The organism is Actinomycetota bacterium (genome assembly GCA_009923495.1).
Taxonomy (GTDB): domain Bacteria; phylum Actinomycetota; class Actinomycetes; order S36-B12; family UBA5976; genus UBA5976.
Genome location: RFTJ01000014.1, coordinates 1 through 16087, shown reverse-complemented (window position 1 = coordinate 16087; position 16087 = coordinate 1). Strand labels below are relative to the sequence as shown.

Below are 16087 nucleotides of genomic sequence, written 5' to 3'. Positions count from 1 at the left end.
CACGGCTAACTCCTTGCTGTTGACATAGTCCACGGATCCGTTGGAATCCGTGACACTAACACTTCCACCTTATCGGCAAAGGCGTCACCCAAGAGTTGGGCTAATAAATTTAACCAAGGCCACTCGCCTGCCCAATGCGCGATGTTAATCAAAACACACTTTGAATCTGCGACAAATTCGCTTGCTAAGTGGTGGCGCAAATCTGAAGTCACATAGGCATCTGCTCTTGATACTCCAACGATTGGCAAAAGCGAGTCTCCTGCGCCCCCGCAAACAGCAACTGTGGTTATCAATTTGTCAGGATTTCCAGCCAGTAGCACCGGACTTGGTGAGTATTCGAGTACCGTAGAAATTTGATCAACAAACTGCCTGGCCAAAACCGGATTCGGTAGAGTTCCAATACGGCCAATTCCAGTTTCCGGTTCGAGAACGCAATCTGATTCAAGCTTTAAACCAAGGGTCAGCGCTAGGGCATCACTTACTCCAGGCCGGGCAGAATCGGCATTTGTGTGTGCTGTGAATAGCGCGATGTCATTGCGAACGAGAGTTGTTAGTAATTCGCCTTTATGTGTGGACTCGGAAATTGAGGTGACACCACGAAGCAGCAATGGATGGTGTGCAATTATGAGTGAAGCTTCCTTAGAAATAGCTTCATCAACTGTTTCCTTTGTTACATCTACAACCAGCAAAATTCGTTTTACGGTAGCGGTTGGATTGCCAACTACGAGTCCAACGCAATCCCAATCAGCAGCAGAGTTAGCTGGATACTTTTGCTCAAGTAGCTGGGTAATATCCCCGAGAGTCAGATTACTCATACTCCGAGCCTATTGTGAAAGTTAGGAAACTTGTACAGAGGTTTTGGCAAGGCCCATCCAGTAACCGTCAATTACGACATCGGCTGCAGTATTCATATCCGCACTAGCGCCAAGGGTAACAAATAAGGGTGATAGATGTTCAACGGTCGGATGGGCATACGGCATGCCTGGCGCTAACTCTCGATAGTTCACTAGGGTATCCAAATCTGCTCTGGCAATTGCCTCGCGTGCCCAATGATCAAATTCGATGCTCCAACTAGGTGGCACAGCCTCGATTCGCCAGTCCCGAAGAAATGGCAGGCCGTGAGTGAGAAAACCGCTACCGATAATCAAGACGCCGTGCTCTCGAAGCGTTGCTAACCGCTTTCCGAGTTCGATTAACTCGTCTGGCTTATGCGTTGGGATCGACATTTGCAAGACCGGAATGTCTGCATCTGGATACATAGCCAACAATGGTACGAAGGCCCCATGGTCCAAGCCACGATTTTTCTGTTGGTTCAATCTCGTTTCAGTGGGAAGTATGCTACCGAGCAAATTGAGTAACTCACTTGAATCAGGTGACTGGTACTCAAGGTTGTAATACTTTGGATCAAAGCCACTGAAATCATAAATAAGTGGCGTAGCGAAATCTGTAGCACCGACAGTTAGCGGCGCTGACTCCCAGTGTGCTGAAACAATCAGGATTGCTTTTGGCTTGGCCATGGATTGAGTAAGGGCCGCCAACTCGCCTTTCCAAATTGGATCATCCACCAGCGGCGGCGCACCATGACCGATGTACAAGGCTGGCAACAATTCATCATTCGCAGCAAGACCCATTGAATTCTCCAAATAGTTGAAACTTAAACCATTTCTACAAACAAGATAACACCTGAAAGTATTCCTGGGGGAAATTTACCGGCGCAGATTAGGGACAAAGAGGTCTGCCAGAGAATAGAAACAGGCGATCCGCATTGATTTGGACAACTATATCGGTGGGCGCTAAGGGACTCGAACCCCTGACCCTCTCGGTGTAAACGAGATGCTCTAGCCAACTGAGCTAAGCGCCCGGGTCACACTGTTACCAGCGCTGTACTACCTTACCTGCCAGAGGTTGAACTGACAAAGTTGGTAGACGAGGCAGCATTTTTAGACCAGCCTCAAAATTGAGATGTCGTGCACTGGAGAGTCTCGGGTCTACTCCAGCGCACGACTAACTTTGATTGTCCGCCTGTGCTGGATTAAGCGCACCTTTTAGCAAAAAAGTGTTAGCCCTCAAGGGATTTTTTTAGTTGAAATCGGTACTGATTTAGCAACAAATATTAATCGAGGTTGGCAAGTGCGGATTCGTAATCATCGGCATTTCGAGCTTCACCTGGGCCATTGATAACTGCCCATCGTACGATGCCCAATTTATCGATCACAAAAGTTCCGCGGATTGCAAATCCTAGTTGCTCATTAAATGATCCAAATGAGCTTGCCACTGCACCATGTGGCCAATAATCCGCAAGTAGTGGATAAGAAATACCTTCCTGATCAGCAAAAACTTTTTGGGCAGCAGAACTATCGCAAGAGATGCCTAGGACTTGCACATCCTCACTTTCAAAAATCTGTTTACGATCGCGCAACTCACACAACTCGTCTGTACAGATGCCGGTAAATGCCATTGGGAAGAAAACTAAAACGACATTCTTTTTGCCTCGGTAATCAGACAGGGTTACTTCCTGTCCAAATTGATTCTTTAATGTGAAATCTGGAGCCTCTTGCCCAACTAACGATGACATCTTTCCTCAATTCTCAAACTGAATTTAACAGGACTTTAACGGCGCGCTTTATGTGAGACCAATCGAGTGCCCTGCCAATCGGCAGCTGCATTGATGGTGCTGGTGGTGGCTAGCCCAACAGTTGGGGCTGCGTCCGCGATGTCGCTCGGCTCAATGTGGCCGGGCCTGCCAACTTTTGGCGTCATTAACCAAATGACGCCAGTTTCAGTCAGCTCAACTAGCGCGTCCATCAGCGCGTCGACCAAATCGCCATCATCGGCGCGAAACCAAAGCAGTACGCCGTCAACGACGTCCTCGTACGATTCATCAACCAGTTCGGCAACTGTTGCCACCGCTTCTGAGACTGCCTGTTCGCAGTCATCTGCGAATCCAACTTGCTGGATTACTAGTCCCTCGGTAAAACCGAATTTACCTGCCAACCCTTGGGTTGCCCCTTCTTGCGAACTCACATCCCTAGTCCACAGGAGTATCGATAAATAAGCAACTCATTGCCCAATATTCATCACCCTGCCCTTTTTGCACAGCACCTACAAAACTCGGTGCCACTTCGCCAATCAGCCCCCTTATCCGCCACAATAGGAGATGCAAAGGTCTAATCACTGGCGGTTTAGATGCTGAACAACGGCAGTCCTCTCCAGTGCAATCCGTGAGCCTGCGAACCAGGACCACCGACATGAAAGCAAGGGTGCGCAAGTGACTACTAGTCCAGATCGCGATTCGCTACTGGCTAACGCCATCTCTACTCAATATTTCGATAGCAATCCAGAAGAGACTCGAGAATGGCGCGAATCACTTGATGCACTTATTGCAAAACACGGTGAACACCGCGCTAGGCAGATTATGTTGTCGTTGCTGAAACACTCCGCGCATAGCAACGTCGGTATGCCAAACATTACGACCACCGATTACATCAACACTATTGCGCCAGATGAACAGCCAGAATTTCCAGGCAATGAAGAGTATGAACGACGCATTCGGGCCTACACCCGGTGGAATGCGGCAATTATGGTGCATCGTGCCCAACGACCAGGAGTTGGCGTTGGTGGCCACATTTCAACTTATGCGTCCAGTGCTCTGCTGTATGAAGTCGGCTTTAACCATTTCTTCAAAGGTTCCGATCATGCTGGTGGTGGCGATCAGATTTTCTTCCAGGGTCATGCCTCGCCTGGCATGTATTCTCGTGCCTACCTAGAAGGTCGTCTTAGCGAAGAGCGGCTCGACTCATTCCGTCAAGAACTTTCGGGTGCCCCACATGGCTTGCCAAGCTATCCACATCCAAGATTAATGCCCGAGTTTTGGCAGTTCCCAACGGTCTCTATGGGTCTTGGTCCGCTCAACGCGATCTACCAAGCAAGATTCAACCGCTATTTGCAGCACCGTGGCATAAGGGACACTTCTGAACAGCACGTCTGGGCGTTCCTTGGTGATGGTGAAATGGATGAAGTTGAATCGCTTGGAGCGCTAGGCATCGCTGCCCGAGAAGGGCTAGACAATTTAACTTTCGTTATTAACTGCAACTTGCAACGACTTGATGGTCCAGTGCGCGGCAACGGAAAAATCATTCAGGAACTTGAGGCGCACTTCCGCGGTGCAGGTTGGAATGTAATCAAAGTTGTCTGGGGAAGTGGCTGGGACGAACTGCTGGCTAAAGATACTGACGGTGCACTTATCGACTTAATGAATCGCACACCTGATGGTGACTTCCAAACTTTCAAGACTGAAAGTGGAGCTTTCGTTCGGGATAATTTCTTTGGCCGCGATCCTCGCACAAAGGCATTGGTTTCCGACTGGTCGGATGAAAAAATCTGGGGACTGCGTCGTGGCGGTCACGATGTAAAGAAGCTTTACGCTGCCTACGCAGCTGCGTTAGCGCATAAGGGAACGCCTACAGTAATTTTGGCTAAGACCATTAAAGGTTGGACCCTTGGTTCACACTTCGAAGGTCGCAATGCCACACACCAAATGAAGAAACTCACGGTCGACGATTTGCGTAAGTTCCGCGACACTCTGGAAATCCCTGTTGCAGACGATCAGCTCGATCCTTACTTGCCACCGTATTTTCATCCTGGACAGGACCATCCACACATCCAGTATTTACACGAACGTCGAGCAGCTCTTGGTGGATACACTCCAGCGCGCCGAGGCAAATCAAGGGCGTTGACCTTGCCTGGTGATGAGTTGTATCAGGATGTTAAAGGTGGTTCAGGCAACCAACTTGTGGCCACCACGATGGCTTTTGTCCGGCTGTTGCGTGACTTGCTACGCGATCCAAATATCGGTAAGCGGATTGTCCCGATCATTCCAGACGAAGCTCGAACTTTCGGCATGGATAGCTTCTTCCCGACGCTAAAGATTTATTCTCCTCACGGCCAGCAGTACATGTCTGTTGATCGCGAACTGATGCTTTCTTACAAAGAATCTGAAGTTGGACAAATTTTGCACGAAGGAATCAACGAGGCTGGATCGGTTGCCTCGTGGACTGCGGTAGCCACCAGCTACTCGACACAAGACGAGCCCATGATTCCGATTTACATTTTCTATTCCATGTTTGGCTTCCAGCGCACCGGGGATGCATTCTGGCTCGCTGGTGATCAGATGGCTCGTGGCTTCGTTTTAGGCGCAACCGCTGGTCGCACCACGCTAAATGGTGAAGGCTTACAGCATGAAGATGGACATTCACATCTGCTGGCTGCCACAAACCCTGCTGTGGTTTCTTACGATCCGGCCTTCAGTTTTGAAATCGCGCACATCATGCAAGATGGACTACGCCGCATGTACGGTGAAGATTCTGAAAACATCTACTACTACTTAACCGTCTACAACGAGCCCATTGCGCAACCAGCTGAACCTGAAAATGTTGATGTAGCCGGCATTTTGCGCGGTCTTTATCTGTATGCACCGGGTAAGCAGGATGGACCCAAGGCACATGTGTTGGCATCGGGCGTGGCTGTGCCTTGGGCACTTGAGGCGCAACAGATTTTGGCTAACGAGTGGGGCGTATCTGCTGACATTTGGTCTGTTACCTCATGGAATGAACTTCGCCGCGATGGACTAGAAGTTGACCGCCACAACTTACTTAATCCCAACGACAAGCGCACTGCTTATGTTGCAGAAAAACTTGCGGGCATCAACGGCCCGGTAATTGCGGTCTCGGACTACATGCGTGCGGTCCAAGACCAGATTCGTGAGTGGGTACCGACAGATTTTGTTTCGCTAGGAACAGACGGTTGGGGTATGTCAGATACGCGCGGCGCACTTCGTCGTCACTTCTTGGTTGATGCCCAGAGTATTGTTGTCCGGACTCTAACCGCACTAGCAAAGCGTGGTGAAGTCGAGTCCCATGTACTGCAAGAAGCGATTGACCGGTATCAACTAGCCGATCCAAAGGCCGCCAATGCGGGTAACACTGAAGGTGGCGGCTGATTTTAGGCCCTTACCGTCAGTTGCTTGATTGACCTGTCAGACTTAATACATGACTGAGTCTTCGCTGTATTTGAGTGCCGAGCGCTTAGATGCCGAGCGCAGTGTTCTGGCTCGTCGAGTACACCGCATGACTGGCGCTCTAACAAGTTCAGCAATGTCTCGGATGGAAGATTCTGTCCCTTGGTTTCAGGCACTGTCTGCCAACGAACGCGCATCAGTTGGCTCAATCGTCGAAGCGGGCGTCAATTCATTTGTTGACTGGTTTGGCTCTGAGCGCATCAATACCTCAGATGTCGGTGGTTTGTTTGCCAATGCTCCGCGAGAACTTGCCCGAGCCTTGACTCTGCAACAGACCGTTGAGTTGGTGCGCACCATCATGTCGGTAGTTGAAGAATCGGTCGCCGAAATCGCCGGTGACAACCGGATTCGGCAGGCCTACCTGCGTGAATCTTTATTGCGCTACTCGCGCGAAATCGCATTTGCTGCCGCAGAAGTATTCGCCAGTGCTGCTGAGTCAAGAGGTGCCTGGGATGCGCGACTTCAGGATTTGATGCTTGATGCCATCGTCTCAGCTGAGCCCGAACATACAATCGAATCGCGAGCATCGGCTGCCGGCTGGCACATCGATCAGCCAGTTACTACTTTGGTCGGCCCTGTCCCCCAAAGTCGAATGCCCGTCGAAACTCATATCGAGCAGATTCGTCGCACTGCGCGAAATCAGAATTTGGATGTCTTAGTCGGCATCCAGAGTAACCAAATGATTATTGTGCTCGGGGCAAGTGCAGAGAAGTATCTCTCGACAACAAAAATAAAACCATTTCTCACCCACTTCGGTCCAGGAACAATCATCAATGGACCGATTGTTGCCAATATCAGGATTGCTAACGCAAGTGTGCAGCCAGCGTTGTCCGCTTACCGAGCAACTGCGCTTGTGAAGCCTACTGACCGGGTGCTCAGTCACGATGAACTTATTTCAGCTCGTGTGCTAACTGGTGATCGAGAAGCATTGCAACCGCTGATTACAAAGTTGAATAACGAACTGCGCGAAGACGTGCGCGAAACTCTAGCTACTTACCTCGAGCAAGCCCCAACAATCGAGGGCTGTGCTCGGCAACTCTTTGTCCATGTGAACACCGTGCGCTATCGTCTCAAGCGAGTCGGCGAGGTAACGGGCTTTGACCCTCTGAGTCCACAAGACGCTTTAACTCTGCGGTTGGCGCTAATGTTGGGGAGATTGGGCTAGTTTTGTAGGATACCTACAAATAAATGCAGTAGAATTTAGTGATTCGCTTGCTCATTTAGCGAAACTCTATACGGAAGACTAGAGAACGTGCTTGCAGTTGTTGCCCCAGGTCAAGGATCCCAAACCCCCGGTTTTTTGACCCCTTGGCTAGAGGTTCCGCGCTTTAAGGATCGCATGCGTTGGCTCGGTACTGTGGCGGGTCTGGATTTGGTAACGCACGGCACTGTCAGTGATGCCGACACTATCAAGGACACATCTATTGCCCAGCCCCTGATTGCCAGCGTGGGCATGGTTTCCCTACTTGAGCTTTTCCCGAATCGTGGTCAAGCGCTACAGCAGGTAAGTGTTGGCGCTGGTCACAGCATGGGTGAAATTACTGCTGCGACAGCGGCTCATGTGCTCAGCGCCGAACAGGCCATGGTTTTTATTCGCGAACGCGCCAATGCCATGGCTAAAGCAGCAGCCGTAACCCCGACCGGTATGACCGCGGTGCTGGGTGGCAATCGTGCTGATGTATTAGCAACAATCAAAAAACTAGGTTTAACTGCAGCAAACGATAACGGTGGTGGCCAGATAGTAGCCGCCGGAACTCTAGACGAACTTGCTGTCTTAGCGGCTAACCCCCCGGAAGGTGCCCGGATTCGCCCACTTGCGGTTGCTGGGGCGTTTCACACAAACCACATGGCGCCGGCAGTTAAAGTCCTGGCTAACCATGCAAAGGCAATTAGCACTGAGGATTCGCGAATTAACCTGCTCTCAAATGCCGATGGCACGGTGGTGCATGATGGTCGCACGGTGTTACGCCATCTTGTTCGCCAGGTTAGCCATCCTGTTCGCTGGGATCTGTGTATGCAGACCATGCTTGACCTAGGGGTAACTGGCCTAATTGAGCTGCCCCCGGCCGGAATTCTGGCTGGCCTGGCAAAGCGCGGTATGCCTGGCGTAGAGACCTTCACACTCAACACTCCTGAAGATTTGCCAGCGGCTACCGAGTTTGTGGCTAAACATGGAACCCCTAGCAACATCAAAGACTTGCCTACCTGGCGTGTGGTGCTCTCGCCGATAAAAGGGGTATTCGAGCGCATTTGCACTGCTGAAGTTGGCACCGAACTCGATGAAAACACCCGTATTGGAGTGGTGCATGCCGATGGCGAGACTTACCCAGTTGAAGCCCCTTACGGCGGCAAGATCGGCGAATGGTTGGTTGCTGATGGTGCTGAGGTAAATCCAGGTGAACTCATTGTTCGACTCAAGCCAGGCAGTGAAGCATGGTAGTAATCGCCACACCCCACGCGACTTCGCATGCGGGACTGCTCGGACTTGGAAGTTACCGACCCACTCGAGTTGTTCCTAACACCGAGCTAGTAGCGCGAATTGAGTCGTCTGATGAGTGGATTCGCGAGCGCTCTGGCATCATCGAACGCCGCTATGCCGCCCCCGAAGAAACAGTTTCTAGTATGGCAATGGCGGCAGCATTGGCTGCGCTTGCCGATGCAAAGGTTTCAGCAAGTGAGATTGATTTGGTTGTGCTAGCAACCTTCACTCATCGTTATGCCACTCCGTCGGCGGCAGCTGAAGTCAGCGCTGCAATCGGAGCGACAAATGCCGCAGCCGTGGATGTTGGCGCGGCTTGTGCTGGCTTTGCTTATGCGATTGGTCTGGCCGACGCAGCAGTGCGCGCTGGCACTGCCAAAAAAGTATTAGTGGTTGGGTCCGAAAAAATTAGCGAAGTCATTGACTTTGATGATCGAGGCACGGCCTTTCTTTTTGGCGATGGCGCTGGCGCAGTTGTGATCGGGCAGACAGCCGAGCAAGGCATCGGGCCCACCGTTTGGGGCGCAGATGGCAGCCAAATGGAGGCCATCATCATGAGCCCAGATACCTTTACCGCGGGCCGAGAAAAGACTAACTCTGTGCTGACCATGCAAGGTCAAACGGTGTTCCGCTGGGCCATTAGTTCGATGGGCGATGTCTGCCAGCGCGCGTTAGCCGCGGCCCAAGTAACTCCGGCAGACATAAAAGCTTTCGTGCCGCATCAAGCCAACATGCGAATAACCAACGCACTTGTTAAGACACTCGGATTCCCAGAAACAGTGGCTATTGCTCGTGACATCGAGTCTGCTGGCAATACTTCTGCTGCTTCTATCCCACTAGCACTAGATCGACTCAGAGAGCAAGGGGAAGTCGCTTCTGGCGACCTAGTCTTGCTCGTTGGATTCGGTGCTGGTCTAGCCTTTGCAGCGCAAGTTGCTCGGGTCCCCTAAGTTCCGGTTACCGCGAGGTAAACGGTAGCAATTCGTAAACCCACGGATTGCCGTCACCAAGAAGGAGAAACACATGTCACAGGAAGACGTATTAGCCGGTTTGGCTTCTATCGTGAACGAAGTTGCTGGCATTCCAGCAGAAAGCGTTGAGATGGAAAAGTCTTTTGTTGATGACCTAGACGTTGACTCATTGTCAATGGTTGAAGTTGTCATGTTGTGCGAAGAGAAGTTTGGCGTAACCATTCCAGACTCAGAGGTTAAGAACCTAAACACTGTTGCCGACGCAGTAAATTACATCACTGCGAACAAGCAGTAATCAGATCTTTGGTGTGGTGGGTGGCCATTAGCTACCCACCACCTAGATCCAATTAAGAAGCTTAAATTACCTGAACAAATTTGAAGGAAGGTCGACATCATGAGTCGCACCGTTGTCGTAACGGGTCTTGGAGCTACTACCCCACTAGGTGGTGACGTTCCAACAACTTGGGCTGGGTTGCTTGCCGGTAAGTCTGGGGCAATCCTTTTAACCGAAGAAAGGTTTGCTGAGTTGCCAGCGCGCATCGCTGCACCGGTAGCAGTGGATCCCAGTGAAGTTTTGGAAGCACACCAAATCCGAAAGATGGACCGCTCACAGCAACTAGCGCTGATTGCTGCTCGTGAAGCTTGGGCAGATGCTGGCGCTCCAGGGGTAGACCAAGAGAGGCTCGGCGTTGCGGTGGCTACCGGAGTTGGTGGTGCTGTGTCGCTGATGGAGCAGTACGAAATTCTTCAAACTAAAGGTCCGTCGCGCGTCTCGCCGATGACCGTGCCGATGCTCATGCCAAATGGCCCAGCGGCAGTTCTCGGCTTAGAGTTTGGCGCAATGGCTGGAGTTCATACTCCGGTTTCAGCATGCGCATCTGGTGCTGAGGCAATTGGCTACGGTGCTGAGATGATTCGCACCGGGCGCGCTGATGTCGTAATCTGCGGAGGAACTGAAGGTTGCATCCATCCACTTACCTTGGCAGCCTTCGGTGCAATGCGCGCACTCTCAACCCGCCATGATGATCCAGCAAGTGCGTCACGTCCGTTTGATGTGAACCGCGATGGATTTGTCATGAGCGAAGGGGCCGGCATTGTTGTCTTAGAGTCGGCAGAACATGCCGCTGCTCGTGGCGCAAAAGTTTATGGAATCTACGGTGGTCAAGGTTTGGCTGCTGACGCCCATCACATTGCGCAGCCAGAACCAGAAGGTCGTGGCGTAATGTTGGCGATAAATCGGGCTCTTGTTGATTCAGACTTAACGCCTAGTGATATCGTTCACATCAATGCCCATGCCACAAGTACGCCGGCTGGCGATGTTGCTGAGGCTAAGGCAGTGCGCAAAGTTCTTGGCTTGCATGCTGATCATGCAAGCGTTACCGCGGTGAAGGGCGCAACCGGCCACCTGCTTGGCGGCGCAGGTTCCCTGGCTGCGATTGCGACAATTCTTGCACTCAAAGATCGTGTAGCACCGCCAATAGCTAACTTGACCGATGTTGATCCAGAAGTTGATATCGATGTAATAGTTAAAGAGCCACGAAACTTGCCTGCCGGTGATATTGCTGGGATGAGCAATTCATTTGGTTTTGGTGGGCACGATGTTGTGCTGACCTTTAAGAGCAACTAGCCAACTTGATGGAGCCAGCGAACACTCATGGCTTCGCTGGCATTTCGAAACGGCTCGAGTTCTCGATCCCAAGGCCCGCCTAAAAGTTCATCTAGCACTTCGGTAAGTGACTTACCTTCAGCAACTGCGGTATTAACAGCAGATCTGGCCTTATCTTCCTCAACATATGCCTGTCCATAAACCCCCATGGGCGTGCGCAAAATGCCAAGCGATGGCGTGCAGACATAGCGTTGACCGTCAAAGCCTTGACAGGGTTCTTGGGTTACTTCAAATCGAATGTGTGGAAATGCGCGAAGCGCGGAAACTAGACGCTCTGTTACTTCAGGGGCACCGGCCCAAGATAGTTCGGAGCGAACTGCTTGATTAACCACCGGCTGGTCAACCCATTCGAGATTGACTTGGCTGCCAAGTACATTGCCAATCGCCCACTCTAAATGAGCGCATAATGCCCGCGGGGTGCTGTGAATGAAAATCACACCTCGGGTTGTCGCTGATGTCGCCATCGGCTTCCTCCATTCGTTGCTGCCACATGCCTTCCCCAGCGTGGGCCCGCACCAAATGGTTTGTTAGCCCGAGAATAGCCCCTGCACCTGACTTTTGGCTAGTTTTTTGGGCAAATTGGGGTCTGGGGAATCGTGGAAGTCGAAATTGGCCAGATATCTAAGGGAGATTTGGATCTAGCTATTTTTACTGTGTCGCCGCCGACCAGTCCTGCAACTTATCCCAGAGGCGGTCCCAGCCTTTATAGGTTCGCGTCTCTGGGCTGACCGCCTGCAGGGTTTGGGCGATATTTGCCTGAAATTCTGGATAGCGTTGCGCAATAGCTGCCAGTGAATCTACATAGGTTCGAATCGTAAATAGCACATCCTTGGAAACTGGCAATACCCGCAAAGTTTGACGCTCGATGCGTAGGTAGAGATTTTGGGCAAACTGCGCAAGCGAGGACTCTGGATCAAGCTCGCCACTGATTACCCGGGGCTGAAATAGTTCGGGATTGTCCAGAATGGTCCAATTCAATCGCCAGACTGGACGCTCGACATCAAACTTGTCGAACATCGCATCAGTAGCCGGCCCGATGCGCTGGGCATAATGCGGAACTGGTGCATGAATTTGTGCAAGGGAGGTGCCAATTTTCTCAGTCAGGTCCCAGCGACTAGGAAAGCAAACCGAGGCAGCAGTTAGCTTCCACTGGCCAGCCAACTTCGACATGACGCACAAGTCTTCTTGTACCAGCAAGCTTGCCGAATGTAGTGGGTGCAACTCGGGTTCGAACACCTGATTTGATACATCGCAGTGGCTTAGTTGATTACTGATAAGTTCCAGAGTCTCAGTGCTGCCCACCAGGCCCTCTGGTAGGACGGCAAAAACCTGCTCGGCCTGTTCGGCATATAGTTTTCGCTTTAAGGCAATCTCATCGCCATAGTTATCATCGCGTTCGAGCCAATTTTCCAGATTTAGTGCCCGCAATCCCATGGAAATCGTGAATGGTCTGCCATCAAGCGGCAGATACTGATCGAAATTTTTAGGCACAGTTAATCTTTACACCAAAGCTTGCGGTGTGTCAGCAATTAGACCGGTGTGAGCAGCTACTTACTGTTACTTGACCGTGGTGGCTACCGTTGAATAGATCTCGTATTGCAATGGCTTGAGGGTTAAAGAGAGATCGCCATTGATTGTGGTAGCAGCGCCGTCTGAATATCGGAATAACCTTTGGTTGGTCAGCCCGGTAGTGACAGTAACTGTTTGTGACTGATCTTTGGAAATATTCATCACAACGAGCACGGTGTTGCCGTTCTTGGTTCGAGTAAATGAAATAACCTTGTCAGCACTGTTAGGCACTTCAACTACATCACCGCCAAAGTTTCCACTGGCCAGTGCTTCATTTTTTGCCTTCAGGTCAAAAAGTTTGGTGTAAAACCTAATCCACGGCGATGCTGTGTTCCAAGTAGTTGACACCTTTGGGTTAAGCGCTGTTGGCCAAACAATAGGATCTTTCAAGAAAAATTCGAGTCGTCGAGACAGTCCAATCTCTTGTCCGTTGTAGAGCATTGGGATGCCCTTCCACAGCGCAGTCAAAGTTGTGGTTGCGGCGACGGCGGGGCTATCAGTACATAGCGAACCACTGGACTTGTTGCAGCCCATCCGCTCAAACTCGGTACCATACCAAGCGTTCCAGTCGTGATTTGTTATGAAGTTGGTCGGATATGTATTTGCCGGGTAGTACGAAGTTAAGCGCTGTACCTGATAAGTGAAGTTACCCTTTGAGCCACCGCCTTGGCCAACGCTATTCAGGAAGCTGTACAGGAACGGCAAGTTGTAATCCGAGACAAAAGCGCTTTGTAGCAACGCTTGATAACTATCCGCTTCAGCCAGGAAAAATAATGGCTTGATTGCATTCAGCGTTGTCGCCATCTGATCCCAGTTATCAAGTGAGATGTATGGGGAACTTGCATAATCAAGTCGGAAACCATCAACGTCATAACCAGTCACCCAAAATTTCATCGCGTTGATCATAGCTGTGCGCATCGCAGCATTGCTGAAATCAAGTTGTACCACGTCCGCCCAGTCAGCCATTGGCGGCTTCATTTTGCCTGTTGAATCGGTGAGGTAATAAGGCTTATTGTTTGCAGTCCAAACATTGTCCCAAGCGGTGTGGTTGATTACCCAGTCAAGGACAATTTTGATGCCAAGCGCGTGCGCTGTATTTACCAGCAGTTTAAAGTCGGCAAGGGTTCCGTAATCGGGACTGACTGCCTGATAGTCCTTTACCGAGTATGGTGAGCCCTTGCAGGTCATGGAGGCAGGTGGCGTGACATTGGCATTTACCGAGGAGGTGCACTTGCGATTAAGTGTGCCAATCGGGTGAATTGGCATCAGGTACACAACTGTGATGCCCATTGCCTTCAAGCGAGCCAGATTATCGGTGACTCCCCTAAAGGTTCCAGCTGGCGTAAAGTCGCGCACATTCACCTGATACATGACTGCATTCTTGGTCCAGGCAGGGTCAGCTGGGCGCGGTGGGTTTAATGCACTGTTTATGTCCTTGTAAATCCGAGCGTCGCCAGCGCGTAACCAGATTTGTGTGCTGGATCCAAAGTTTTTAACAAATCGGTCGCTGCCTACATCTTTATTCCACGAATTCTTCTGGTGGACTATGAAACCAACTGAAGTGACAGCGCGGGTGTAGGTGATTGTGGCTATGCAGCCAAAGGCATCCATGCCAGTGAATTCAAAATCCTTACCTACCTGACCTGGCTTATCTTCCCAAGACCAGATAACCCAGTTGACCTTGTTCGCATCTGTGGCCCGATAGTGAATGGTCACCGTTGTCGTAGCTGTTGGCGATGGAGTTGGCGTAGCGCTAACCGAAGATATCGGCGCTGGAGATGTCGAAACACTTGGGGTTGGAGTTGCTCCTGGATTGCAAGACGCGGGCGCAGGCAATTGTGCCAAGGTAACTGCTGAAGTCTGTGATGTTGCGGCAATGTTTATGCCAAGCGTCAGCAGCAGAATTACCGCTGCCAAAATTGCGGTGGACTTACGAATTTGCGTGCTAAGACCCATCATGATTGTCACTTTAACAACCAGCCAGATGGTAATCCCATTCATTCAGGTAACACATTCGTTACCAACTAATTTCTCTTTTTCATTATTGACTTTGTTTAGGCAAATTCACTCAGATTGCAAAAGAAATGGTGCGCGAACCACGGGAAGGAAGGAGTGGTTCGCGCACCTCTGGGTAACAACAATTAGGTGTGCGTGATGGGGATCGTTGTTGTTACCTCATTTACCTCTGGCATCGGAATTCGAACGGTTAGTAGACCAGCGTGATAGCTTGCCTTTACCTTGTCCTTATCCGTGCCAGCAGGTAAAACAAAATCGCGAATAAAAAGTCCATAGTGAAATTCACTGCGAAAGGCATCTACGCCCTGATGTTCGCGCTCTTCACTGCGACGAGCCTGAATGCGAAGGCGGCCTTCGGTCATCGTTATTTTCACATCCTTATCCGGATCAATTCCAGGGATTTCAGCCTTAACTATGAGTTCGCCATCTTCTACATATTCTTCAACTCGCATTGTTGCCACATCGCTATCCAATTCAAATAGTCGAGGTGTCCAATCGAATAAACCCAAGGAATCTCGGATTGCTAAATCTGACATGTTCTTTCCTCTCTCTGAAGCAACTGAACCTTGGGGAAGTAGTCGAATTGACTCTGGTTCAGTTGCGTACTTTCACCATAAGCAAGTTAAAAACAGAAAAATTGCTTTTAGGTCATGTGCGAGAGATAGCCCTTTGCATACCCAGGCATTCGGCAAATTCTCTAGACTCTCTTGTATGCGAATTCGAGAAGCACAACCTAACGAAGCCCACCAGATTTTAGACTTCATCAGGGATCTGGCGATCTATGAAAAAGCGCCTGATGAAGCGTTAGCAACCATTGAAGATATTGAGAAATCATTTTTCTGCGATCACCCGCAAGTATTTTGCAATTTTGTTGAAGTTGAAAGCCAGGTTGTTGGGTTTGTTGTCTGGTACCTGAACTATTCAACTTGGACTGGCACGCACGGGATTTATGTGGAAGATCTATTTGTCAGACCGGAGTATCGAGGCAACGGATACGGAAAGGCTTTGCTAAGTTACTTGGCCAATATTTGTGTTTCTAGAGGGTACGAAAGGCTACAGTGGTGGGTCCTGGATTGGAATATGCCGGCCATTGATTTCTACGAATCACTGGGCGCAGAAGCTATGAACGAGTGGACTGTAATGCGCGTTCAGAAAGACGCGCTATCCCGATTAGCCGCCTTGCCCAACTAGTACATCCGTTGTTTTTAGTCTGCGGATTACACGATAAACTTAAGCGTTCGGGGGCGGTAGCTCAGTCGGTCAGAGCATCGGACTCATAATCCGTGGGTATGAGTCAAGGCGTAAAAAAC

15 protein-coding genes and 1 tRNA gene are annotated in these 16087 nt (G+C 50.5%); 7 read left to right on the top strand and 9 right to left on the bottom strand.

Features of this window, described 5'->3' with window-relative positions; all coding sequences use genetic code 11:
* Positions 1-5: 5 nt before the first annotated feature.
* The 5 genes from EBS36_05545 to EBS36_05525 all read right to left on the bottom strand — a co-directional run bounded on the left by EBS36_05545 (position 6) and on the right by EBS36_05525 (position 3024).
* Positions 6-815, bottom strand: coding sequence for a Nif3-like dinuclear metal center hexameric protein (locus tag EBS36_05545; protein NBU32613.1), 810 nt, complete (start codon positions 813-815; stop codon positions 6-8).
* Between the two features lie 21 nt (positions 816-836).
* Positions 837-1631 (bottom strand): dioxygenase, encoded by a 795-nt coding sequence (locus EBS36_05540; protein NBU32612.1) that lies wholly within the window; start codon positions 1629-1631, stop codon positions 837-839.
* Between the two features lie 153 nt (positions 1632-1784).
* Positions 1785-1861 (bottom strand) — tRNA-Val (locus EBS36_05535).
* Positions 1862-2113: 252 nt separating this feature from the next.
* Complete coding sequence (locus EBS36_05530; protein ID NBU32611.1) at positions 2114-2575, bottom strand: peroxiredoxin; 462 nt, start codon at positions 2573-2575, stop codon at positions 2114-2116.
* Between the two features lie 35 nt (positions 2576-2610).
* A complete protein-coding gene (locus tag EBS36_05525; protein NBU32610.1) occupies positions 2611-3024 on the bottom strand; it encodes a DUF3052 domain-containing protein in 414 nt (137 codons plus the stop codon).
* A 244-nt stretch (positions 3025-3268) separates the two neighbouring features.
* On the opposite strand from EBS36_05525, the gene aceE reads away from it, so the two are divergent.
* From aceE to EBS36_05495, 6 genes are all read left to right on the top strand, one after another.
* The gene (gene aceE / locus EBS36_05520) at positions 3269-5998 is read left to right on the top strand and encodes a pyruvate dehydrogenase (acetyl-transferring), homodimeric type (GenBank protein NBU32609.1); all 2730 of its coding nucleotides are present in this window, start codon (positions 3269-3271) and stop codon (positions 5996-5998) included.
* 49 nt (positions 5999-6047) lie between these two features.
* A complete protein-coding gene (locus EBS36_05515; GenBank protein ID NBU32608.1) occupies positions 6048-7241 on the top strand; it encodes a PucR family transcriptional regulator in 1194 nt (397 codons plus the stop codon).
* A gap of 87 nt (positions 7242-7328) precedes the next feature.
* Positions 7329-8516: an acyltransferase domain-containing protein gene (locus EBS36_05510; GenBank protein NBU32607.1), complete on the top strand. Its 1188-nt coding sequence runs from the start codon at positions 7329-7331 to the stop codon at positions 8514-8516.
* Entirely contained in the window at positions 8510-9505 is a 996-nt protein-coding gene (locus EBS36_05505) for a ketoacyl-ACP synthase III (protein ID NBU32606.1), read from the top strand. Before EBS36_05510 ends, EBS36_05505 begins: the two co-directional genes overlap by 7 nt.
* Positions 9506-9578: 73 nt before the next feature.
* Positions 9579-9821, top strand: a complete 243-nt coding sequence (locus tag EBS36_05500) for an acyl carrier protein (protein NBU32605.1) — start codon at positions 9579-9581, stop codon at positions 9819-9821.
* A gap of 99 nt (positions 9822-9920) precedes the next feature.
* Positions 9921-11153 carry a beta-ketoacyl-[acyl-carrier-protein] synthase family protein gene (locus EBS36_05495; protein NBU32604.1) on the top strand — a complete coding sequence of 411 codons (1233 nt, stop codon included), beginning with the start codon at positions 9921-9923 and terminating at the stop codon, positions 11151-11153.
* On the opposite strand, the gene EBS36_05490 is transcribed toward EBS36_05495, so the two are convergent.
* The 4 genes from EBS36_05490 to EBS36_05475 all read right to left on the bottom strand — a co-directional run bounded on the left by EBS36_05490 (position 11150) and on the right by EBS36_05475 (position 15313).
* Positions 11150-11656: a DUF3145 family protein gene (locus EBS36_05490; GenBank protein NBU32603.1), complete on the bottom strand. Its 507-nt coding sequence runs from the start codon at positions 11654-11656 to the stop codon at positions 11150-11152. The genes EBS36_05495 and EBS36_05490 overlap by 4 nt on opposite strands.
* Positions 11657-11840: 184 nt before the next feature.
* Entirely contained in the window at positions 11841-12683 is an 843-nt protein-coding gene (locus EBS36_05485; GenBank protein NBU32602.1) for a DUF3445 domain-containing protein, read from the bottom strand.
* Positions 12684-12749: 66 nt separating this feature from the next.
* Positions 12750-14762 (bottom strand): hypothetical protein, encoded by a 2013-nt coding sequence (locus EBS36_05480; protein ID NBU32601.1) that lies wholly within the window; start codon positions 14760-14762, stop codon positions 12750-12752.
* Positions 14763-14902: 140 nt separating this feature from the next.
* Complete coding sequence (locus tag EBS36_05475; protein ID NBU32600.1) at positions 14903-15313, bottom strand: Hsp20/alpha crystallin family protein; 411 nt, start codon at positions 15311-15313, stop codon at positions 14903-14905.
* Positions 15314-15488: 175 nt separating this feature from the next.
* Here EBS36_05475 and EBS36_05470 point away from each other — a divergent pair, with 175 nt between their 5' ends.
* A complete protein-coding gene (locus EBS36_05470; protein ID NBU32599.1) occupies positions 15489-15968 on the top strand; it encodes a GNAT family N-acetyltransferase in 480 nt (159 codons plus the stop codon).
* Positions 15969-16087: the final 119 nt, after the last annotated feature.

What these genes read in the sequence shown, in the direction of transcription:
- EBS36_05545 (NBU32613.1), bottom strand. Translation starts at nt 815, where the DNA reads ATGAGTAATCTGACTCTCGGGGATATTACCCAGCTACTTGAGCAAAAG.
- EBS36_05540 (NBU32612.1), bottom strand. Translation starts at nt 1,631, where the DNA reads ATGGGTCTTGCTGCGAATGATGAATTGTTGCCAGCCTTGTACATCGGT.
- EBS36_05530 (NBU32611.1), bottom strand. Translation starts at nt 2,575, where the DNA reads ATGTCATCGTTAGTTGGGCAAGAGGCTCCAGATTTCACATTAAAGAAT.
- EBS36_05515 (NBU32608.1), top strand. Translation starts at nt 6,048, where the DNA reads ATGACTGAGTCTTCGCTGTATTTGAGTGCCGAGCGCTTAGATGCCGAG.
- EBS36_05505 (NBU32606.1), top strand. Translation starts at nt 8,510, where the DNA reads ATGGTAGTAATCGCCACACCCCACGCGACTTCGCATGCGGGACTGCTC.
- EBS36_05500 (NBU32605.1), top strand. Translation starts at nt 9,579, where the DNA reads ATGTCACAGGAAGACGTATTAGCCGGTTTGGCTTCTATCGTGAACGAA.
- EBS36_05495 (NBU32604.1), top strand. Translation starts at nt 9,921, where the DNA reads ATGAGTCGCACCGTTGTCGTAACGGGTCTTGGAGCTACTACCCCACTA.
- EBS36_05490 (NBU32603.1), bottom strand. Translation starts at nt 11,656, where the DNA reads ATGGCGACATCAGCGACAACCCGAGGTGTGATTTTCATTCACAGCACC.
- EBS36_05480 (NBU32601.1), bottom strand. Translation starts at nt 14,762, where the DNA reads ATGAATGGGATTACCATCTGGCTGGTTGTTAAAGTGACAATCATGATG.
- EBS36_05475 (NBU32600.1), bottom strand. Translation starts at nt 15,313, where the DNA reads ATGTCAGATTTAGCAATCCGAGATTCCTTGGGTTTATTCGATTGGACA.
- EBS36_05470 (NBU32599.1), top strand. Translation starts at nt 15,489, where the DNA reads ATGCGAATTCGAGAAGCACAACCTAACGAAGCCCACCAGATTTTAGAC.